The sequence below is a fragment of the Streptomyces sp. NPDC019443 genome, from assembly GCF_044389785.1.
Classification (GTDB): domain Bacteria; phylum Actinomycetota; class Actinomycetes; order Streptomycetales; family Streptomycetaceae; genus Streptomyces.
Genome location: NZ_JBIRYJ010000004.1, coordinates 581,714 through 602,559, shown reverse-complemented (window position 1 = coordinate 602,559; position 20,846 = coordinate 581,714). Strand labels below are relative to the sequence as shown.

The following is a 20,846-nucleotide window of genomic DNA, read 5'->3' as shown; positions in this document are numbered from 1 at the left end:
GCCGGCACCTCAGATTGATCGAGACGTCTCACCAGATGCCCGAGATTGAGCGAGACGTGCGACCACATGCCTCACGAAGACCGAGACTGCCTCAACTTCGCAGAGACGGGTCACGTAGCCGCTGGAAGTGCTCAGTCACCTGTGCCTTGGAACACTATTGCAAGCATGTGCTTGCAATAGTTAGCACGCCTGGTGCACCATCAAGGCATGGCATCACTCAACGTCGGCAATCTCGGCGAGTACCTGCGCGAGCAGCGGCGCACCGCGCAGCTCTCGCTCCGGCAGCTCGCCGACGCCGCCGGGGTGTCCAATCCGTATCTGAGCCAGATCGAGCGCGGGCTGCGCAAGCCGAGCGCGGAAGTGCTGCAGCAGGTCGCCAAGGCCCTGCGGATCTCCGCCGAGACGCTGTACGTGCGGGCCGGGATTCTCGACGAGCGGGAGCGGGACGAGCTGGAGACGCGCGCCGTCATCCTCGCCGACCCCTCGATCAACGAGCGGCAGAAGCAAGTGCTGCTGCAGATCTACGAGTCCTTCCGCAGGGAAAACGGCATAGATGTGAGCGGCACGGATGCACATGGAATGGATGCCGACGATGACGGCCCCCGCACGGCCGACGGCAGTGATGCCGACAAACCCTCAGCCTGAACACCGACTTGCGATCCGGGAGGACCACAGTCATGGCCATCACCGATGACCTGCGTAAGACCCTCACCGACCCGACCCCCCTCTACTTCGCGGCCGGCACGGCCGACCTCGCCGTTCAGCAGGCGAAGAAGGTCCCCGCGCTGATCGAGCAGCTCAAGGCCGAGGCCCCGAGCCGTATCGACGCCGTACGCAACACCGACCCCAAGGCCGTCCAGGAGAAGGTGACCATCCAGGCCAAGGAGGCCCAGGCCACCGTTCAGGCCAAGGTCACCGAGGTGCTCGAGACCTTCGACACCGACCTGAAGAAGCTGGGCGAGAGCGCTCAGGACCTGGCGCTGCGCAGCGTCGGCGTGGCCGCCGAGTACGCCGTCAAGGCCCGGGAGGCGTACGAGAAGGTCGCCGAGCACGGCGAGCAGACCGTGCGGGCGTGGCGCGGCGAGGCGGCCGACGAGATCGCCGAGATCGCTGTCGCCGTCGAGCCCGCGGCCGAGGTGAAGGCGGAGCCGAAGACCGAGGCGAAGACCGAGGCCAAGGCCGAGGCGAAGAAGCCCGCTCCTCCGGCCGCCCGCAAGGCCCCGCCGTCGCGCAAGCCCGCGCCGAAGAAGACCACCCCGCCGGCCAAGTAGGCCAGTGCCGGCAGGCCAAGCGCCGGCAGGCTCAGGGCTAGCAGGCCAACGCCGAGCAGGCCAGGTCTGGGTAGGCCAGGTCTGGGTAGGCCAGCAGTACCGAGCGGACGGGCCGGGCACCTTTGGGGTGCCCGGCGCGTTCTCCCGGTACCTTGGCCGCGAGGCGCTACGAAACCACTTCTTAGGCGGTGCTCAGCATGTTGCGTGCGGGATTCGACTTCGGTCTCTGGCTGATCCTCGACCTGGTCTTCCTCGTCTCCTCCGTGACCGCTCTCGTCATGGCTGCCCTGGCCCGCGAAGACGCCTACCGCGCCGCCGACAAGCAGAAGAAGTCCTTCTGGCTGATCATCCTGGGCGTCACGGTCGCGTTGAACCTGTTCGTCTCCGTGCTGTTCCTGTCGATCGCCGGGCTGATCGCCACGATCGTCTTCTTCGTGGACGTACGGCCCGCCCTCAAGCAGGTCTCCGGCGGCGGCCGCAAGGGCGGCGGTTCCAGCAGCGACGGTCCGTACGGTCCGTACAACGGCGGCAGGTAGCCAGGCCGAGGCGCCCAGGCCCAGGCCCAGGCCCCCGGGCCCGGGGGCGCTAGCTCCGCGAACCGTTTCTGCTGAGCAGCAGCACGGCCACGTCGTCCGTCAGCTCCCCGCCGTTCAGCTCGCGCACCTCCGCGACCGCCGACTCCAGCAGCGCCTCGCCGTCCAGCCCCGCCGCCAACTGCCGGTTGATCATCTCGACCATCCCGTCCTGGCCGAGCCGCTGCTTCGCGCCCGGCCCAGAACGGCCCTCGATCAGCCCGTCCGTGTACATCATCAGGCTCCAGGCGCCGCCCAGCTCCACCTGGCGGCGCGGCCAGCGGGCCCGCGGCAGCAGGCCGAGCGCCGGGCCGCCGTCGTCGTACGGAAGCAGCTGCGCCGCGCGCCCCTGCCGGGCGATCAGCGGCGCGGGGTGGCCCGCCAGGCACAGGCCCGCCCGTCGGCCGTCCGGCGCGATGTCGACCGTGCAGAGCGTCGCGAAAATCTCCTCGCTCTCCCGCTCGTGCTCCAGGACCTGCTGGAGCGTGGAGAGCAGCTCGTCCCCGCACAGGCCCGCGAACGTCAGGGCCCGCCAGGCGATGCGCAGCTCGACGCCGAGCGCCGCCTCGTCCGGGCCGTGCCCGCACACGTCGCCGATCATCGCGTGGACAGTGCCGTCCGCGGTGCGGACCGTGTCGTAGAAGTCGCCGCCGAGCAGCGCCCGCGAGCGGCCCGGCCGGTAGCGCGCCGCGAACCGCAGGTTCGAGCCCTCGAGCAGCGGGGTGGGCAGCAGTCCGCGCTCCAGGCGGGCGTTCTCCTGGGCGCGCATCCGGGACTCGGCGAGTTTGACCTGGGTCACATCGGCGCGCTTGCGCTCGACGGCGTAGCGGATGGCGCGGCTCAGCAGCCGTCCGTCGAGCTCGTCGCGGAACAGATGGTCCTGGGCACCCAGACGTACCGCTTCCGCGGCGCGCTCGGCGTCCCCCGATGTGGTCAGGGCGAGGACCGCGTGGCGCGGCGCGAGCCGCAGCACGTGTTTGAGCGGGGCGAGCTCCTCCTCGCCGGCGCCGGGCAGCGCCAGGTCGACAAGGATGCAGTGGACGTCGTCCGTGAGCAGCCGCTCCGCCTCGGTGAGGTTGCGGGCGGTGCGGATACGGACCCGGGTCCCGGCCGCGTCGAGCAGCTCGGGAACGGTGAAGGTGCCCGCCGGGTCGTCCTCGATCACCAGGAGGGTGAGGTCGCCGCCATTGGTGCTCCCATGGGCGGGGGCCGCGACGGAGGCGTTCCTCTGCCGCGGTACAGGTACGGGCATCTGACTGGTCTTCCTTCCCTCCCCCCGAGGGCGGTCGAGCGACGTTCGACGCCCCACCGGACGAGGACACTAGCGGTACCGGCAGCGGAGCGGAATGGCGTACGACACGCGTACCGCAAAGAGTCACTGTCATATGCCGCGCATGGGGCGGTACTTGCCCCTTCGTCCCTGAAGACCGCCATGACGAACATCACCTGAAGGCGGCCATGACGAACATCACGCGGGTCATATGCGTCACTTGTCGGGGCGTACGACTCCGAGAATCGTCATCGAGCCCGCGCCCGCAATCGTCACATTCCGCCCCGGCCGCGGGGCGTGCACGATCGCGCCGTCGCCGATGTACATCCCCACATGGCTGGCGTCCGCCCAGTAGATGATCAAGTCGCCCGGCCGCATGTCCTTGATGGCGATCCGGGGAAGCAGCCGCCACTGCTCCTGCGAGGTGCGCGGGATGCCGCGCCCCGCGGCCGCCCATGCCTGTGACGTGAGCCCCGAGCAGTCGTACGACCCCGGGCCCTCCGCGCCCCACACATACGGCTTGCCGATCTGCGCCGTCGCGAACCGGATCGCCTTCTTGCCCTGCGCGCTCGACTTGCTGTTGACGTCCTTGAGCGCGCCGGAGCTCAACCAGGCCGTCTGCGCCTTGTACTGCGCCTGCCGCTCCAGCTGGAGCAGCCGCTCGCGCTCCTCCTTCTCCAGCCGGTCCTCTATCTTCTTGGCCGCGGCGATCCGGTCGTTGATCTCCTTCTTGGCCTTGGCCTGCTTGACGCGGTTGGCTTCCAACTTCTGCCAGTGGGCGCTCGCGTCCTTGGTGTACGACGCCAAGTCGGCCTGCGCCCTGGTCAGTTCACCCAGGAGGTCTTTGGTCGCCTTCTGGCCCTCCTGGATCCTGCCTGCCCCGTCGAGGAAGAGCTGTGGGTCGTCGGTGAGCACCAGGTGCGCCTCGGGCGGCAGTCCGCCGTCGCGGTACTGGGCGCGGGCGGCGGCGCCGGCGCGGTTCTTCAACTCGTCGATACGGGCCTGGCCCTTCACGATTTCCTGCGCCAGCTTGACGATCTCGGCCGACTGCTTGTCGGCCTGCTCCTCGGCGAGGTTGTACGCGTCGGTCGCGGACGACGCCTTGCGGTAGAGCCCGTCGAGCTCCAGGCGTACCTCTTCCAGCGACTTCTTCGGCGCGCCCGGGCCGGCTGCCGGCGGCGGTTCGGGAGCCGCGAACGCCTGGCCGGGTGACGCCAGCACAGTCAGTGCGCAGACCAAAGTGATCGCGGCAGTGGCACAGCGGCGTCGGTTCACGACTTCCCCTCCGGTCTCCGGACTCCGTACGAGCGCCAGAACACCTAAATATGATTTACCGTCAGTAACCTTCGGGTGACGTCGAGATGTTGCCACGACGTCCGCGAAAGTGACAGGGTCTCCCGGCAGATCGCTGCCGATCGGCCGATCAATCCCACCCGTCAGGGACGAACAACGCGCCCTCTGCGTTCCCCGGTTCGCGCCTGTTCAGACAGAATTGGGCGCGAGCGCGGCCCAGTTCACTGTGACTTCACCCTGCCGCCACCGCCGCCGGCCGTCCGTCAGCGGCCAGTCGCCCGCCAGGTCCCCCACGGCCTTGATCCAGCGCTGCCGGGCGCCCAGCGAGGCGTACGGAGCCGCCGCCGCCCACGCCCGGTCGAAGTCCCGCAGGAAGGCGTGCACCGGCTCGCCCGGCACATTGCGGTGGATCAGCGCTTTGGGGAGGCGTTCCGCCAGGTCGGACGGTCGCTCCAGCGAACCGAGCCGGGTCGCGAAGGTGACCGTCCGCGGCCCCTGTGGGCCGAGCGCCACCCAGACGTGCCGCCGCCCGATCTCGTCGCAGGTGCCCTCGACCAGCAGCCCGCCGGGTGCGAGGCGCGCGCAGAGCCGCGCCCAGACGGCGGCGACCTCGCCCTCGTCGTACTGCCGCAGCACATTGGCGGCCCGGATCAGCGTCGGCCGCGCGGGGAGGGGGACCTCGAAGCCGCCGTGCCGGAAGCTGAGCCCCTCGCGCTCGTACGGCTTCGCTGCCGCAACTCGCGCCGGGTCGATCTCGATGCCGACGACCTCGCAGCGGGGGTCGGCGGTGCGCAGCCGCTGGAGCAGTTCCAGGGCGGTCCAGGGGGCGGCGCCGTAGCCGAGATCGACGGCGACGGGCGCCTCGCTGCGGCGCAGTGCGGGGCCGTGGGTGGCCGCGATCCAGCGGTCCATGCGGCGCAGCCGGTTGGGGTTGGTCGTCCCGCGGGTCGCGGTGCCTACGGGGCGGGTCATGGAGCGAGGGTATGCGGTCGCGACGCGGCGGCCCGAAGGCAATAATTTGGCAAAGCGGGAGAGGGCGGGAAATGGAAGGGTGGAGTCCGCTGTTGTCAGCTGGTGGAGGGCTGCTTCCGTAGTTTGCCGTGCCCGGATCGAGGAGGACCTTCGACGTGAGCCAGTACGTCTCCCGCCTCGGCAGCGGTCTCGTGGCTCCGCGCATCAGGTTCCCCGGTGGCCATCGCAAGCCGCGCCGGATCGCCATGCTCAGCGTCCACACCTCCCCGTTGCACCAGCCGGGGACGGGCGACGCGGGCGGCATGAACGTCTACATCGTCGAACTCGCCAAGCGCCTGGCCGCCATCAACATCGAGGTCGAGATCTTCACGCGGGCGACCGCGGGCGGGCTGCCGCCGATCGTGGAGCTGGCTCCCGGCGTACTCGTACGCCATGTCGACGCCGGGCCCTACGAAGGCCTCGCCAAGGAGGACCTCCCCGCCCAGCTGTGCGCCTTCACACACGGCGTGATGCAGGCGTGGGCCGGCCACCGCCCCGGCCACTACGACCTGGTCCACTCCCACTACTGGCTCTCCGGCCATGTCGGCTGGCTCGCGGCCGAGCGGTGGGGCGTCCCGCTCGTGCACGCCATGCACACCATGGCCAAGGTCAAGAACGCCGCGCTCGCCGAGGGCGACACACCCGAGCCGACGTCCCGCGTCATTGGCGAGACGCAGATCGTCAGCGCCGCGGACCGGCTGATCGCGAATACCGCGGAGGAGGCCGACGAGCTCGTCCGCTTCTATGACGCCGACCCGGCGAAGGTCGCCGTCGTACACCCCGGCGTGAACCTGGACCGCTTCCGTCCGGCTGACGGGCGCGCCGCCGCGAGGGCCCGGCTCGGCGTGCCCCAGGACGCCTTCGTGCCCCTCTTCGCGGGCCGCATCCAGCCCCTGAAGGCCCCCGACATCCTGCTCCGCGCTGTCGCGCTGCTGCTGGAGCAGGACCCCTCGCTGCGCCCGCGGCTCTACGTGCCGATCGTCGGCGGCCCGAGCGGCAGCGGTCTCGCCAAGCCGGAGGGCCTGCAGAAACTGGCCGCCCGCCTCGGTATCGCGGACCTCGTCCACTTCAAGCCGCCGGTCGGCCAGGACCAGCTCGCCGACTGGTTCCGGGCCGCGTCCACGCTGGTCATGCCCTCGTACAGCGAATCCTTCGGCCTGGTGGCGATCGAGGCGCAGGCGACCGGCACACCCGTGGTGGCGGCCGCCGTCGGAGGCCTTCCGGTGGCGGTACGCGACGAGCTGACCGGCATCCTGGTCCAGGGCCACAACCCGGCGGACTACGCGGCCGCCCTGCACCGCTTCCTCGCCGACCCGGCCCTCGCCGCCCGCATGGGCGCGGCGGCCGCCCGGCACGCCGAGTCCTTCGGCTGGGACACGGCGGCGTCGGCGACGGCGGACGTCTACACGGCGGCGATGTCCGAACACCGCCGACGGGTACGCTCGCACCATGGCTGACGTACAGCAGGCCGCGGTACAGCAGACCGCGCAGGTCATCGAGCGCACCCTCAAGGACGCAGAGCTCGACTGGGAGAGCCCCGAACCCGGCTCGTACGTGGTCAAACTCCCCGGCACCCGCAAGCTGTCGACGACCTGCTCGCTGCTTGTCGGCAAGCACTCGCTGTCCATCAACGCCTTTGTGATCCGCCACCCGGACGAGAACGACGCGGCGGTCCACCGCTGGCTGCTCGAGCGCAACCTCCGCCTGTACGGGGTGAGTTACGCGATCGACCGGCTCGGTGACATCTATCTGGTCGGCAGACTCCCGCTGTCCGTCGTCACCCCGGAGGAGCTGGACCGCCTGCTGGGCACGGTCCTTGAGGCGGCGGACGGCTCCTTCAACACACTGCTGGAGCTGGGCTTCGCGAGCGCGATCCGCAAGGAGTACGCGTGGCGGGTGTCGCGGGGCGAGTCGACGCGGAACCTGGACGCGTTCACACATCTGACTCAGCGCCCGGCCAACTGAGCCGGATCCAGATCCGGTTGCCTACCGTTCCCCGCCGCACGACCCCTTCCGTGCGCCGCGGGCTCGTGGCATGCTCGCCGCCGACGCACACCTGAACGTAGTTCACATCCATGGAAGGTGGACTCATGGAGCAGCTCATGGAGACCGGTCAGCGCGCCATCAGCAGACGGAGTCTGCTCGGCAGTGCCACAGCCGTCGCGGCGGCCTGCGTCGCGGGCGGGATCACGGGCGGCATCACGGGCGTCGGAACCGCGGTGGCCGGTGAGAGGAAAGCCACCTCCCCCCTGTGGGCAGAGTTCCGTCGCGCGCCCTACAACCACCCCCAGATCCCGTACGTGGGACGGGCCGGACAGCGACGCGGTGCCACGAACTTCCCCCGTCGGCCCGTCGTCGCCAACGTTTTTGCGTACGGGGCGAAACCGGACGGCTCCGCCGACGCCGCCCCCGCGATCAACCGTGCCGTCGCCGCTGTTGGCGAACGCGGCGGCGGCACGGTCCACATACCCGCCGGCACCTACCGCATCGACGACGTCATCCGCATCGGCCACAGCAATGTCGTCCTACGCGGCGCGGGCAGCACCCGCACCACGCTGTACGCCACAAGGAATCTCACCGAGCTCATCGGCCCGTACGGCAGCCGCTACGGCGGCGACAAGTCCTCCTGGTCCTGGGCCGGCGGCCTCATCTGGCTCTGCCAGCAAGCGCGTTGGAACCGCCTCACCGACGCCATCAAGGCCAAGGCCTGGCCCTTCGAGGGCTGGACCGGCAACAAGCGCGACGAGTGGCGCACCCTCGCCACCGTCCGGCCCGCGAGCCGCGGCGACTGGTCCGTCACCGTCCCCGACGCCTCCCGGCTCCGCCGCGGACAGCTCGTCCTGCTCCGCCTCGCCGACGACGCCGGCCACACCCTGCTCGAGCACATGGCGGGCGGCGGCGCGGGCCCCGAGGCGTACGTCTGGGACGACAAGACCAAGCTGACCTCGTACGTCCCCTACGAATGGCCCGTCCGCATCACGGCCGTCAGGCGGAACACGGTCACCTTCGAGCGGCCGCTGCCGCTCGACGTACGCCCCGAATGGGATCCGAGAATCACCACCCTCGTCACCCCGCTCACCGGCTCCGGCGTCGAAGGGCTCACTCTGGAAGCCGTCGAGACCCCGCAGTCCCAGCACCTCCTCGACAAGGGGTACAACGGCGTCACCTTCCAGTGCGCGTACGACTGCTGGGCCGACGACATCACCGTCCGCCACGTCGACAACGGCTTCGGCCTGGTCGCGGCCTCCGCCTGCACGCTGCGCCGCACCCGCGTCGAGGGCCGTGGCTCGCACCACCCGTACTTCTGCCGCGAGGGCTCGCACGACAACCTCATCGAGGACTTCACCATCGCGCAGCGCACCGTCGCGGCGCCCGCGAACACACAGCTCCACGGCATCAATGTGGAAGGCCTGTCCAGCTACAACGTCTGGTCGCGGGGCCGGATGGAGATGGGCACCTTCGACACCCACCGAGGGATGCCGTTCGCCAACGTCCGCACCGAGATCACCGTGGACAACAACGGCCGCCACGGCGGCGACGCCTCCGCCGGCCCCCTCTATGGCGCTCGCTTCACCCACTGGAATGTGACGGTCGCCAATGAGCGCGCCGGACTGATCAAGATCGACGAGATCGCCCCGTACAGCGCGACCGTGGCCATTTCCACGGTCCGCGAGTTCGACCAGATCGACGTCCCCGACTTCAAGGGGAGCCTCAACTCCCGCCTGGAGGCGTACGGCGCACCCGGCGCCGTACGCCCCCACAACCTGTACGAGGCTCAGCGGGCGCTGCACACCTGAGCGATCGCCGAGCGCGGGTGCAGCAGGAGGCGGCGCCTACTGAACGGCAGCAGGCGGAGTGACCGTGTCCCGCACCGGCTCGCCCTCGGCCGCCGCGGCCTTGGCCGCCACATCCTCGTCTTCCGCGTCCTCGTCCTCGTCCTTCGCGTCCTCGTCCTGCGCAGCCAGTCCGCGCATCAGCAGCCAGTACCCGAGCCCGGCCACCGTCCCCAGCACCGCGCACACGCCCCACAGCCACTCCGCGCCGAACCGGTCGATGACAAAGCCGGCCAGCAGCGGGGCGACCAGCGCCGCCACCGACCAGGACATGGTGTGCATGCCCTGGTAGCGGCCGCGGGCGTGCACCGGCGACAGCCGGACCACAAGTCCCGTCTGGGTGGGCGCGTTCACGATCTCGGCCAGCGTCCAGACGCAGACGGTGAGCGCGTACACGGCGATCGATCCGGCGAAGGCGGTGAGCCCGAAGCCGTAGCCCGCAAGCAGCGAGGAGATGATCAGCAGCCGGCGCGGATCGCGGTGCTCGATGAGGCGGGTGACCGGGATCTGCAGGGCGACGATCAGCACGCCGTTGACGGCGATCGCCATACCGAAGTCCGAGCTGGAGAAGCCGTCCGCGCCCATTGCGAGCGGCAGTCCGACAGGCCCCTGCATAAAGATCAGCGCGATGAGGAACGAAAGCCCGACGACGCTCATGAACCGGCCGTCGCGCAGCACGGTCCCCAGGCTGATCTCCGGCACCGCGGGCCCCGCCGCCGTCGCCTTCGCCCGCTCGGGCCGCGACTCCGGAAGCTTGACGAAGACGACGACCGCGCAGATCAGCGTCATGGCGGCCTCGCCCAGGAAGCCTGCGAGATAGCTGTACTCGGCGATGAAGCCCGCGGCCGCCGACGAGACGGCGAACCCCAGGTTGATCGCCCAGTAGTTGAGCGAGAAGGCCCGCACCCGGTCCTCGGGCCTGACGATGTCGGCCATCATCGCCTGCACGGCGGGCCGGGATGCGTTGCTCGCCATGCCCACCACAAAGGCGACGGCCGCGATGGCGGCGGGGTCCTGCATGAAGCCGAGTACGGCCACCGAGACGGCTGTCGAACTCTGCGAGATCAGGAGGGTCGGCCGCCGCCCGAGCCGGTCGGCCATGACGCCCGCGCCGAGTGAGGAGACGACGCCGCCGAGCCCGTGGAGGGCGACCACCAGCCCCGCGTACGAGGCCGAACAGCCCCGGTCCAAAGTCAGATATAGCACCATAAAAGTGGCGACAAATGCCCCAAGTCGGTTGACCAGAGTGCTCGTCCACAGCCACCAGAACTCACGAGGGAGCCCCGAGACGCTCTCTCGCGCGGCACGCCTCAGACCGGCGACTGACATACGGATTCCCCCGGGTGTAAGTGGCTTAGTGCACATCCGCAAGTTACATACGCCGGGCCCCGGCCGCCAGCCAATTGACGCGGGCCGTCAACCGTCGGCGGCGTCTATTAGGCTCGGACACATGGCCGACGCACCGTACAAGCTGATCCTCCTCCGCCACGGCGAGAGCGAATGGAACGCGAAGAATCTGTTCACCGGCTGGGTGGACGTCAACCTGACGGAGAAGGGCGAGAAGGAGGCAGTCCGCGGCGGTGAGCTGCTGAAGGACGCCGGTCTGCTCCCCGACGTACTGCACACCTCACTGCAGAAGCGCGCCATCCGCACGGCGCAGCTGGCGCTGGAGGCCGCGGACCGCCACTGGATCCCGGTCCACCGCTCCTGGCGACTGAACGAGCGTCACTACGGCGCGCTGCAGGGCAAGGACAAGGCGCAGACCCTGGCCGAGTTCGGCGAGGAGCAGTTCATGCTGTGGCGCCGTTCGTACGACACCCCGCCGCCGGTCCTCGAGGACGGCACGGAGTTCTCGCAGAGCGACGACCCGCGCTACGCGACGATCCCGAGCGAGCTGCGCCCGCGCACCGAGTGCCTCAAGGACGTAGTCGAGCGGATGCTGCCGTACTGGTACGACGGCATCGTCCCGGACCTGCTGACCGGCCGCACGGTCCTGGTCGCCGCCCACGGCAACAGCCTGCGCGGACTGGTCAAGCACCTCGACGGCATCTCGGACGCCGACATCACGGGCCTGAACATTCCCACCGGCATCCCGCTGGTCTACGAGCTCGACGGGGACTTCAACCCGCTCAAGCCGGGTGGCACCTACCTCGACCCGGACGCCGCGGCGGCGGCGATCGAGGCGGTCAAGAACCAGGGCAAGAAGAAGTAGCGCGGTACGTACGCGAGAGGGCCCCGTCCGTTGAGGACGGGGCCCTCTCGTATGCGTACGATGCCGTACGAAGTCGTACGAATGTTCGGCTAGCCGCAGCAGCCGCCGCACTGGCAGGGCGCGCCCGACTGGCAGCCGCAGCCGCAGCCCGAGCCGCAGCCGCAGGCGCCGAGGACGGGCAGGAACACCACTTCAACAGGTGTGTCCTGCTGAAGTTCGGTCGTGGGGGATTCGGCCATGGTCCCTCCTCATGGGCGTACGAGATGTGCCGCCTCTGCCCATCCCATGCCCACTGCGGCGGGCGCATCAACAGCGCGCGGAGGCATGGCCCGCCCGCCGGGCGCCCGCGGCGGCTACGCCCCCTCGACCTGGGTCGGCGGCTGGAGCTCGTCCGCGTGCTCGCCCGTGACCAGGTACACAACCCGCTTCGCCACCGACACCGCGTGGTCGGCGAAGCGCTCGTAGTAGCGGCCGAGCAGCGTCACGTCCACCGCCGTCTCGATGCCGTGCTTCCAGCGGTCGTCGATCAGGTGCTGGAAGAGCGTGCGGTGCAGCAGGTCCATCTCGTCGTCGTCCGTCTCCAGCTGCAGCGCCAGGTCGACGTCCTTGGTGATGATGACCTCCGCCGCCTTGGCCATCAGCCGCTGCGCCAGCTGTCCCATCTCCAGGATGGTGGCGTGCAGGTCGTTCGGCACGGCCTTGTCGGGGAAGCGCAGCCGGGCCAGCTTGGCCACATGCTGGGCCAGGTCGCCCGAGCGCTCCAGGTCCGCGCTCATCCGCAGCGAGGTCACCACGATCCGCAGGTCCGTCGCGACCGGCTGCTGCCGGGCCAGCAGGGCGATCGCCCGTGCCTCCAGGTCGTGCTGCAGATCGTCGACCTTCTGGTCGGCGGCGATCACACTCTCGGCGAGCTTGAGATCGGCGTCGAGCATGGCCGTGGTGGCGCGCCCGATCGCCGACCCGACCAGCCGGGCCATTTCGACCAGGCCCTCGCCGATCGAGTCCAGTTCCTCGTGGTACGCGTCCCGCATGGGGTGTCCCTCTCTAGATGTGACCGGGGTCCGGGTGGGGTCAGGGGTGCCCTCGGACCCCCACGCTCCCACGTTCTGTCCGTTACGCGTCCGGAGTCTCCCTCGCAAATGAACCGGCACTATCCCCTTGGTGAACTCTGGGCGACGACTGTTCGAGGTGCCACCCGAATGGCTGGGAGCATCTCGCCGACCACGCATAACCTGGGTGCATGGACGTGAACGCGGCGGTCGCCGCAGCGGCAGCGATCGCCGGGTTGTGCACCGGTGTCATCGCCATGCTGGCGTTCCGCTGGAGCGAACGCGACCAGGCGAGACCCACTCGCACTTCCCTGCACACCGACGCCGTGCTGCCGCCCGGCGTCGACACCGTCCTGTCCGTGCTCCGCTCCTCCGCTGTCGTACTCGACGAGAGCGACTCCGTCGTCAAGGCCAGCTCCGCGGCGTACGCCCTCGGTCTGGTCCGCGGCGGAAAGCTCGCCGTCGAGCCGATGCTGCACATGGCCCGCGACACTCGTCGAGACGGCGAGATACGGCAGGTGGAACTGGACCTGCCACGGCGCGGCACCGGCCGCGGCGAGGCCCTCGCCGTCTCCGCCCGGGTGGCCCCCCTCGGCTCCCGGCTCGTCCTTCTGCTGGTCGAGGACCTCACAGAGGCCCGCCGGATCGAAGCGGTACGGCGGGACTTCGTCGCGAACGTCAGCCATGAGCTCAAGACCCCGGTCGGTGCGCTCTCCCTGCTCTCCGAGGCGGTCATGGACGCCTCGGACGACCCCGAGGCGGTCACCCGCTTCGCCGGCCGGATGCAGATCGAGGCGACCCGGCTCACCAATCTCGTACAGGAGCTCATCGACCTCTCCCGGGTGCAGAACGACGACCCGCTGGAGGACGCCGAACCGGTACGTGTGGACGAACTGGTCGCCGAGGCCATCGACCGCTCCCGGCACCCCGCATCCACCAAACAGATCACGATGGCCGTTGGGGGCGGAGGCCTTGGGGGGGCCACCGCCGACCTGCACATCTGGGGCAACCGCGGCCAGCTCGCCGCGGCACTCGGCAATCTGGTCGAGAACGCCGTCAACTACTCGCCGGCCCGTACCCGTGTCGGCGTATCCGCGCGCCGAGTCTCCGCGCCCGGTGGGGATCTCATCGAGATCTCCGTCACCGACCAGGGCATCGGCATCTCAGAGAAGGACCGCGAGCGGGTCTTCGAGCGGTTCTACCGCGTCGACCCTGCCCGCTCCCGGGCCACCGGGGGCACCGGCCTGGGCCTGGCCATCGTCAAGCATGTGGCCGCCTCGCACGGCGGGGAGGTCACTGTGTGGAGCTCCGAGGGCCAGGGCTCCACATTCACCCTGCGGCTGCCTGAAGCGGGCGCCGGCCGGGAACGCTCATCCAACGGACCGGATCGCGTCGACGAGGACGACGACCGGCCTTACGACACCGATCCGAACGCCGAAATCCCTGCCCCGGAGGTCCTTCCGTGACCCGAGTGCTCGTCGTCGAGGATGAGGAATCATTCAGCGACGCCCTGTCCTACATGCTCCGCAAGGAGGGCTTCGAGGTCGCCATCGCGACCACGGGGCCCGAGGGGCTCGACGAGTTCGAGCGCAATGGCGCCGACCTCGTCCTCCTCGACCTGATGCTGCCCGGGCTGCCGGGCACCGAGGTGTGCCGCCAGCTGCGCGGCCGCTCGAACGTCCCGGTCATCATGGTGACCGCCAAGGACAGCGAGATCGACAAGGTCGTCGGGCTGGAAATAGGAGCCGATGACTACGTCACCAAGCCCTTCTCCTCGCGGGAGCTGGTCGCCCGCATCCGCGCGGTCCTGCGCCGCCGCGGAGAGCCGGAGGAGGTCACCCCGGCGGCCCTGGAGGCCGGCCCGGTCCGGATGGACGTGGACCGCCACGTCGTCACGGTCTCGGGCGGGAAGGTCGACCTCCCGCTGAAGGAGTTCGACCTGCTGGAGATGCTGCTTCGCAACGCGGGCCGGGTGCTGACCCGTATGCAGCTGATCGACCGCGTCTGGGGCGCGGACTACGTGGGCGACACCAAGACGCTGGACGTGCACGTCAAGCGCCTCCGCGCCAAGATCGAGCCGGACCCGGGGGCGCCGCGGTACTTGGTGACGGTGCGTGGTCTGGGCTACAAGTTCGAGCCGTAAACCGGCTGGGCCGAGGTGCCGGTCGGCCGGACGGAGTCCGGCACAGTGCTCCGAAGCTCGTGAGGCGCCCTTGGCGCCGAGCGGTGTGAGGGGCGCACGTGGGATGGGGTTCGAGCCGGACCCGGGGGTGCCGCGGTATCTGGTGACGGTGCGTGGTCCGGGCTGCAAGTTCGAGCCGTAAACCGGCACGGAACATACGAGGGCACCCCGCCAGGCTTCTGGCGGGGCGCCCTCGTATGCGTACCGCTGCGTCAGTGGCCCGCGTCGTGAGACGCCGACGACGAGTCCGACGGGGTGCCGGGCTCGCCCGATTCGCCGTTGCCCGGCGTGCCCGCATGGCCCGTGGCCGTCTGGGACGGGGTGCCGGACGGCGTCGTGGTCGGGGCCCCGGAGGGCTCGCCCTCCTGCGCCGGCGGCTTCGGCAGCGAGCTGGGGCCGTAGCTCGCAAAGAAGCTCGTCGCCGGGACCACGAACGCCTGCAACTTCACATCGCCCGTCTCGCTGAAGCGGAAGGCGACCTCCTGCACGCCGCCCGTGTTCTTCGCCACCTCCTGGCCGTTCTCGATCACCGCGGACGCGTTGCCCGCGCCGCCGATGATCACCGAGCCCAGCGCCGGAACAGTGATCGGGCCCGAGCCCTGGGCGGGGGACAGCTTCACCGCGGTGTTCGAACCCGGCAGCGTGATCGCGTCGAGCGTCTGCTGCTTGGTGCCGTTGTTGAAGACCGTCACGGAGACGGCCGCAGGACCTTCGGCGTCCACCTTCGGCTGAGTGATCACCGTCGCGTTCTGGATCTCGATGGTGTCGACCGCCGTTGCGGCATTGTCCGGCTTGACCTGGAGGGTCTCCGCGTTGTTGCCCGCACCGCAGGCGGCGAGCGAGGCGATCGAGAACACGACGGCAGTGGCGGCGAGGGCACCGCGTCGAAGGCTGCGGCTCACGGCGGCGGCATCTCCTTGGGCGTACGGACGGACTGACTGGCTGGGGACGGGCTGGTGAACTGGCATGTCAACCGGCCCGCAGATCGCCAAGCCTGTGTCAGTTCGCGCTTAGGTTACCGATCGCCCGTGCCCGCCCCGCACCCGACCCGCCCCTTCGCCCGCCCCGGCCGGTCCGCCGCCCCGTGCTCTCGCCGTTTCGTACTCCGTTCACATAACAGCGGTGATCAATTCCCCGGGCCGCCACACATTTCTTACCGAATACCTGCCGGTGATCAATTCCGGATTCGGCGCAGATCCGTCCGTACGGGTGACCGACCGCCGAACGGAGTACGGGAAGTTCACCACTGGGAACCAGGCAAATCGGGACATTCATACCCCCTGAGGGGGGTCCTGCTGTGTGTAACGTGTGCGTTTCTGTCCGCCCGCAGAGCCGCTCCGACCTGCGAATACCCCCCTCCACAAGTCGTCCGCAGCACGTTCGTGTTGCAGTTGTCAAGCCCCGAGATATGCCCTGACCTGCGAAAACGCCATTCAGAAGAAGCGGTTCTCGTGTTACTCTGGATAGCCACGGAAGGGGTACCTGTCACATGACGTTCAAGGTTGGCGACACCGTGGTCTATCCCCATCACGGGGCCGCGCTGATCGAGGCCATCGAAACTCGCCAGATCAAAGGCGTGGACAAGACCTACTTGGTGCTCAAGGTCGCCCAAGGCGACTTGACGGTTCGCGTGCCGGCGGACAATGCGGAGTTCGTAGGCGTACGCGATGTGGTCGGTCAGGACGGGCTCGACCGGGTCTTCGAGGTGCTGCGCGCACCGTATGCAGAAGAGCCGACGAACTGGTCCCGTCGCTACAAGGCAAATCTCGAGAAACTCGCCTCGGGCGATGTCATCAAGGTCGCCGAAGTGGTGCGTGACCTGTGGCGTCGTGAGCGTGAGCGTGGGCTCTCCGCAGGTGAGAAGCGGATGCTCGCCAAGGCGCGCCAGATCCTGGTGAGCGAGCTCGCTCTCGCGGAGAACACCAACGAAGACAAGGCCGAGGCTCTGCTCGACGAGGTCCTCGCGTCCTGACGCACACAACGCGCAAAAAATGCCGCGGTGCCCGCTGACATGCTGTGACTACAGTCCTGTCGCCGGGCGCTGCGGCATGTCCATCTCCATGTGTCCCTGCTTGACGTGCCTCTGCCTTTCGCCGCCGCTCAACAGCACGCACAACACCCCGACCCTTTGGTGTGCCGGGCCCGGGCGGCTGGCGCAGACCAGTTGTCACGGAAGGGTCCGGTCAAGGCGTCGCGCCCGGCACGCTGTGGCCATACCCATGTCGGCCGAGGAAACAAACCTGCCGGAGTGCAACCGATGTCAGACGAATCGCGCCCGTACCGCACCGCAGCGGTGATCCCGGCGGCCGGCCGGGGGGTACGGCTCGGCCCGGGCGCCCCCAAAGCGCTCCGTACGCTGAACGGCACGCCCATGCTCATCCACGCGGTACGCGCCATGGCCGCGTCCCGGGCCGTGTCGCTCGTCGTCGTGGTGGCTCCGCCCGAGGGCGCACCCGAGGTCAAGAACCTCCTCGACGAGCACGCCCTGCCCCAGAGGACCGACTACCTGGTCGTGCCGGGCGGTGACACCCGCCAGGAGTCCGTACGCCTCGGACTCGACGAGCTCCCGGACAACATCAGCGTCGTCCTCGTCCATGACGCCGCCCGCCCGCTGGTGCCCGTCGACACCGTGGACGCCGTCATCGAGGCGGTACGGGACGGGGCCCCGGCCGTCGTGCCCGCGCTGCCGCTCGCGGACACCGTCAAGGAGGTCGAGCCGGGCGAGAAGGGCGCGCCCGAGCCGGTCGTCGCCACGCCCCCGCGGGCCCGGCTGCGCTCCGTACAGACCCCGCAGGGCTTCGACCGGGACACGCTCGTGCGCGCGCACGAGACGGTTGCGCTGAACGGCGAGGGTGCGACGGACGACGCGGGCATGGTCGAGCAGCTCGGCGAGCCCGTCGTGGTCGTACCCGGCCACGAGGAGGCGTTCAAGGTGACCCGCCCCCTCGATCTCGTACTCGCCGAGGCGGTCCTCGCCCGGAGGAGGGCCAACGATGGCTTTTGAGGTCCCCCGGATCGGCATCGGGACCGACGTCCACGCCTTCGAGGCGGGGCGCGAACTGTGGTGCGCCGGACTGCTGTGGGAGGGCGAGGACGGGCTCGCCGGGCATTCCGACGGCGACGTGGCCGCCCACGCCGCGTGCGACGCGCTCTTCTCCGCGGCCGGCGTCGGCGACCTCGGCGTCCACTTCGGCACGGACCGCCCCGAGTGGTCCGGTGCCTCCGGTATCACGCTGCTCGCCGAGGCGGCGCGGATCGTACGGGCCGAGGGCTTCGAGATCGGCAATGTCGCAGTCCAGGTCATCGGTGTACGCCCGAAGATCGGCAAGCGGCGTGACGAGGCCCAGAAGGCATTGGGCGAGGCGGTCGGCGCGCCCGTCTCCGTGTCGGGCACCACGACGGACGGGCTCGGGCTTACCGGTCGCGCCGAGGGACTGGCCGCGATTGCCACGGCATTGGTGTTCCGGATGGTCGGCTGAAACCCGGCGTGAAATACCCGATACGGGGGGCGAGTTGTGGACAGGGGACCCCGAGGGCGACTCGTATTCCGGTCGGACATAGTCACAAAGTTGTCCCCGCGGCCCAGAAGGGGCGCGGGGCACTGGCATCGGGCCACTACCCTTGATGCGTGACTATTCGCCTGTACGACACCAGCGCCCGGCAGATCCGTGACTTCACCCCGCTTCTGCCGGGTTGTGTCTCGATCTACCTGTGCGGCGCTACGGTGCAGGCTGCCCCGCACATCGGGCACATCAGGTCGGGTCTGAATTTCGACATCATGCGCCGCTGGTTCGAGTACCGCGGCTATGACGTGACGTTCGTGCGCAATGTGACGGACATCGACGACAAGATCATCAAGAAGTCGGCGGAGCAGAACCGCCCCTGGTGGTCGATCGGGTACGAGAACGAGCGCGCCTTCAACGACGGCTACGACGCCCTCGGCTGCCTGCCGCCCACGTACGAACCGCGCGCCACCGGCCACATCACCGAGATGGTGGAGATGATGCGCGGCCTCATCGAGCGCGGGCACGCCTATGAGGCCGACGGCAACATCTACTTCGACGTGCGCTCCTTCGAGGGCTATCTGGAGCTGTCCAACCAGGAACTGGACAACCTGCTGCAGCCGGAGAGCGAGGGCGAGACCGGCAAGCGGGACCCCCGCGACTTCGCCATGTGGAAGGCGGCCAAGCCCGGCGAACCCTCCTGGGAGACCCCATGGGGCCGCGGCCGCCCCGGCTGGCACCTCGAGTGCTCGGCGATGGCGCACAAGTACCTGGGCGAGGCCTTCGACATCCACGGCGGCGGGATCGACCTGATCTTCCCGCACCACGAGAACGAGATCGCCCAGGCCAAGGCCTTCGGCGACGAGTTCGCGAAGTACTGGGTGCACAACGCCTGGGTCACGATGAGCGGCGAGAAGATGTCGAAGTCGCTCGGCAATTCCGTGCTCGTCTCCGAGATGGTCAAGCGCTGGCGGCCCATCGTGCTTCGCTACTACCTCGGTACGCCGCACTACCGCTCGATGATCGAGTACAGCGAGGAGGCCCTGCGCGAGGCCGAGTCCGCGTTCGCGCGGATCGAGGGTTTCGTGCAGCGCGTCGTCGAGAAGGCCGGGGGCCCGGTCGACGCCGCGCCCGAGGTCCCGCCCGCCTTCGCCGAGGCGATGGACGACGACCTGGGCGTCCCGCAGGCGCTCGCCATCGTCCACACCACGGTCCGCCAGGGGAACTCCGCACTGGCCGCCGACGACAAGGAAGCCGCCGTCGCCCGGCTCGCCGAGGTGCGGGCCATGCTCGGCGTCCTCGGCCTGGACCCGCTGGACGAGCACTGGGCGGGCGAGACCGGCCGCGGCCAAGATCTCCACGGCGTCGTCGACACCCTGGTCCGGCTGGTGCTGCAGCAGCGCGAGGCGGCCCGTGCCCGCAAGGACTGGGCGACCGCCGACGCCATCCGCGACCAGCTGCAGCAGACGGGCCTGGTCATCGAAGACGGCCCTGACGGGCCGCGCTGGACCCTCGGAGCCCGCTGACCGGCGGCAGCCGGGGGTCCGGGGGTGTCCCCCGGACTCCCGGGACAAAAACAGCCCGCCCGGACTCCCGGGGGCACACTTTCTACATACGTACGCATTCGAAGCTTCAGGAAACAGGTAGTCATGGCCGGGAACAGCCAGCGCAGGAACCGCCGCACGTCCAACAAGAAGGGCGCGCAGGTCGGCAGCGGTGGCAAGCGACGCCGTGGCCTCGAGGGCAAGGGCCCGACGCCGCCGGCTTCCGCCCGCAAGGGGCACAAGAAGAACCGCATCGCCAACGCCCAGGCAAAGCAGGCCACGCGCCGCCCAGTCGCCCGGCGCGGCGGCAAGGGCACGTCCGAGATGGTCGTCGGCCGCAACCCCGTCTTCGAGGCGCTGCGTGACGGCGTGCCCGCCTCCACGCTCTACGTCCAGCAGTTCATCGACAACGACGAGCGGGTGCGCGAGGCGCTCCAGCTCGCCACCGGCCGCGGCAACATCAACATCATGGAGGCGCCGCGCCCCGAGCTCGACCGGATGACGAACGGACTCAACCACCAGGGCCTGGTGCTCCAGGTCCCACCGTACGAGTACGCGCACCCGGAGGACCTCGCGGCCGCGGCCTTCGACGACCACGAGGACCCGCTGATCGTCGCGCTCGACGGTGTGACCGACCCGCGCAACCTGGGCGCCGTCGTCCGGTCTGTGTCGGCGTTCGGCGGCCACGGCGTGGTCGTCCCCGAGCGCCGGGCGGCGGGCATGACGGCCGGCGCCTGGAAGACCTCGGCCGGCACGGCGGCCCGCACCCCGGTCGCCCGCGCGACCAATCTGACGCGGGCCCTGGAGTCGTACCAGAAGGCGGGCCTCACGGTGGTCGGCCTCGCGGCGGACGGTGAGCACGAGGTCGGCGACCTCGAGGCGCTGGGCGGCCCGGTCGTGATCGTCGTCGGCAGCGAGGGCAAGGGTCTGTCCCGCCTGGTCGGCGAGACGTGCGACTACCTGGTACGGATCCCCATGCCGGGCGGCGCGGAGTCCCTGAACGCGGGCGTCGCCGCTGGTGTCGTGCTGTACGAGGCGGCCAAGCGCCGGGTCTGAAATAGGGGGCCTTGGCAGGGCTTGACGGGTCTCGGACAGATTGGGCCAGT

21 protein-coding genes are annotated in these 20,846 nt (G+C 69.7%); 14 read left to right on the top strand and 7 right to left on the bottom strand.

The annotated features are described in order from the left end of the window. The first annotated feature begins 207 nt into the window (after positions 1-207). From ACH492_RS16965 to ACH492_RS16955, 3 genes are all read left to right on the top strand, one after another. Positions 208-645 carry a helix-turn-helix domain-containing protein gene (locus ACH492_RS16965; protein WP_307662606.1) on the top strand — a complete coding sequence of 146 codons (438 nt, stop codon included), beginning with the start codon at positions 208-210 and terminating at the stop codon, positions 643-645. A gap of 32 nt (positions 646-677) precedes the next feature. Next, positions 678-1,271, top strand: a complete 594-nt coding sequence (locus ACH492_RS16960) for a hypothetical protein (RefSeq protein ID WP_398987190.1) — start codon at positions 678-680, stop codon at positions 1,269-1,271. Positions 1,272-1,468: 197 nt separating this feature from the next. Continuing rightward, on the top strand, positions 1,469-1,807 hold the full coding sequence (locus ACH492_RS16955) for a DUF2516 family protein (RefSeq protein ID WP_398987188.1): 339 nt from the start codon (positions 1,469-1,471) through the stop codon (positions 1,805-1,807). 49 nt (positions 1,808-1,856) lie between these two features. Here the strand turns inward: ACH492_RS16955 and ACH492_RS16950 are convergent, their stop codons facing one another. The 3 genes from ACH492_RS16950 to ACH492_RS16940 all read right to left on the bottom strand — a co-directional run bounded on the left by ACH492_RS16950 (position 1,857) and on the right by ACH492_RS16940 (position 5,378). After that, the gene (locus tag ACH492_RS16950; protein WP_398987186.1) at positions 1,857-3,095 is read right to left on the bottom strand and encodes a PP2C family protein-serine/threonine phosphatase; all 1,239 of its coding nucleotides are present in this window, start codon (positions 3,093-3,095) and stop codon (positions 1,857-1,859) included. 234 nt (positions 3,096-3,329) lie between these two features. Continuing rightward, positions 3,330-4,388, bottom strand: coding sequence for an NlpC/P60 family protein (locus tag ACH492_RS16945; RefSeq protein ID WP_398987184.1), 1,059 nt, complete (start codon positions 4,386-4,388; stop codon positions 3,330-3,332). Positions 4,389-4,595: 207 nt separating this feature from the next. Beyond that, positions 4,596-5,378 (bottom strand): class I SAM-dependent methyltransferase, encoded by a 783-nt coding sequence (locus ACH492_RS16940; protein ID WP_398987182.1) that lies wholly within the window; start codon positions 5,376-5,378, stop codon positions 4,596-4,598. A 155-nt stretch (positions 5,379-5,533) separates the two neighbouring features. On the opposite strand from ACH492_RS16940, the gene mshA reads away from it, so the two are divergent. The 3 genes from mshA to ACH492_RS16925 all read left to right on the top strand — a co-directional run bounded on the left by mshA (position 5,534) and on the right by ACH492_RS16925 (position 9,214). Next, the gene (gene mshA, locus ACH492_RS16935; protein ID WP_398987180.1) at positions 5,534-6,874 is read left to right on the top strand and encodes a D-inositol-3-phosphate glycosyltransferase; all 1,341 of its coding nucleotides are present in this window, start codon (positions 5,534-5,536) and stop codon (positions 6,872-6,874) included. Then, positions 6,867-7,382 (top strand): YbjN domain-containing protein, encoded by a 516-nt coding sequence (locus ACH492_RS16930; protein ID WP_398987177.1) that lies wholly within the window; start codon positions 6,867-6,869, stop codon positions 7,380-7,382. The genes mshA and ACH492_RS16930 overlap by 8 nt, the downstream gene beginning before the upstream one ends. A gap of 125 nt (positions 7,383-7,507) precedes the next feature. Then, positions 7,508-9,214: a glycosyl hydrolase family 28-related protein gene (locus ACH492_RS16925; RefSeq protein WP_398987175.1), complete on the top strand. Its 1,707-nt coding sequence runs from the start codon at positions 7,508-7,510 to the stop codon at positions 9,212-9,214. A 36-nt stretch (positions 9,215-9,250) separates the two neighbouring features. On the opposite strand, the gene ACH492_RS16920 is transcribed toward ACH492_RS16925, so the two are convergent. Continuing rightward, positions 9,251-10,579 carry an MDR family MFS transporter gene (locus tag ACH492_RS16920; RefSeq protein ID WP_398987173.1) on the bottom strand — a complete coding sequence of 443 codons (1,329 nt, stop codon included), beginning with the start codon at positions 10,577-10,579 and terminating at the stop codon, positions 9,251-9,253. A 121-nt stretch (positions 10,580-10,700) separates the two neighbouring features. Between ACH492_RS16920 and ACH492_RS16915 the strand changes: the two genes are divergently transcribed. Further along, positions 10,701-11,462: a phosphoglyceromutase gene (locus tag ACH492_RS16915; RefSeq protein ID WP_398987171.1), complete on the top strand. Its 762-nt coding sequence runs from the start codon at positions 10,701-10,703 to the stop codon at positions 11,460-11,462. 89 nt (positions 11,463-11,551) lie between these two features. On the opposite strand, the gene ACH492_RS16910 is transcribed toward ACH492_RS16915, so the two are convergent. Continuing rightward, positions 11,552-11,701, bottom strand: a complete 150-nt coding sequence (locus ACH492_RS16910; protein ID WP_307662617.1) for a hypothetical protein — start codon at positions 11,699-11,701, stop codon at positions 11,552-11,554. A gap of 114 nt (positions 11,702-11,815) precedes the next feature. Further along, the gene (gene phoU, locus ACH492_RS16905; RefSeq protein WP_356228839.1) at positions 11,816-12,493 is read right to left on the bottom strand and encodes a phosphate signaling complex protein PhoU; all 678 of its coding nucleotides are present in this window, start codon (positions 12,491-12,493) and stop codon (positions 11,816-11,818) included. Positions 12,494-12,702: 209 nt separating this feature from the next. Between phoU and ACH492_RS16900 the strand changes: the two genes are divergently transcribed. Both ACH492_RS16900 and ACH492_RS16895 read left to right on the top strand, forming a co-directional pair. Continuing rightward, complete coding sequence (locus ACH492_RS16900; RefSeq protein WP_398987169.1) at positions 12,703-13,977, top strand: sensor histidine kinase; 1,275 nt, start codon at positions 12,703-12,705, stop codon at positions 13,975-13,977. Further along, on the top strand, positions 13,974-14,654 hold the full coding sequence (locus ACH492_RS16895) for a response regulator transcription factor (protein ID WP_142217884.1): 681 nt from the start codon (positions 13,974-13,976) through the stop codon (positions 14,652-14,654). Before ACH492_RS16900 ends, ACH492_RS16895 begins: the two co-directional genes overlap by 4 nt. A gap of 251 nt (positions 14,655-14,905) precedes the next feature. On the opposite strand, the gene ACH492_RS16890 is transcribed toward ACH492_RS16895, so the two are convergent. Next, positions 14,906-15,595: a DUF461 domain-containing protein gene (locus ACH492_RS16890; protein WP_398987167.1), complete on the bottom strand. Its 690-nt coding sequence runs from the start codon at positions 15,593-15,595 to the stop codon at positions 14,906-14,908. A gap of 587 nt (positions 15,596-16,182) precedes the next feature. On the opposite strand from ACH492_RS16890, the gene ACH492_RS16885 reads away from it, so the two are divergent. The 5 genes from ACH492_RS16885 (at position 16,183) to rlmB (ending at position 20,796) form a co-directional block, all read left to right on the top strand. Next, entirely contained in the window at positions 16,183-16,665 is a 483-nt protein-coding gene (locus ACH492_RS16885; RefSeq protein ID WP_003953493.1) for a CarD family transcriptional regulator, read from the top strand. 285 nt (positions 16,666-16,950) lie between these two features. After that, positions 16,951-17,697, top strand: coding sequence for a 2-C-methyl-D-erythritol 4-phosphate cytidylyltransferase (ispD, locus tag ACH492_RS16880; RefSeq protein ID WP_398987164.1), 747 nt, complete (start codon positions 16,951-16,953; stop codon positions 17,695-17,697). After that, positions 17,687-18,172 carry a 2-C-methyl-D-erythritol 2,4-cyclodiphosphate synthase gene (gene ispF / locus ACH492_RS16875; protein WP_398987162.1) on the top strand — a complete coding sequence of 162 codons (486 nt, stop codon included), beginning with the start codon at positions 17,687-17,689 and terminating at the stop codon, positions 18,170-18,172. Before ispD ends, ispF begins: the two co-directional genes overlap by 11 nt. A gap of 149 nt (positions 18,173-18,321) precedes the next feature. Beyond that, positions 18,322-19,722, top strand: coding sequence for a cysteine--tRNA ligase (gene cysS / locus ACH492_RS16870; protein ID WP_398987160.1), 1,401 nt, complete (start codon positions 18,322-18,324; stop codon positions 19,720-19,722). A gap of 123 nt (positions 19,723-19,845) precedes the next feature. Continuing rightward, the gene (gene rlmB / locus ACH492_RS16865) at positions 19,846-20,796 is read left to right on the top strand and encodes a 23S rRNA (guanosine(2251)-2'-O)-methyltransferase RlmB (RefSeq protein ID WP_398987158.1); all 951 of its coding nucleotides are present in this window, start codon (positions 19,846-19,848) and stop codon (positions 20,794-20,796) included. The last annotated feature ends 50 nt before the right edge of the window (positions 20,797-20,846 follow it).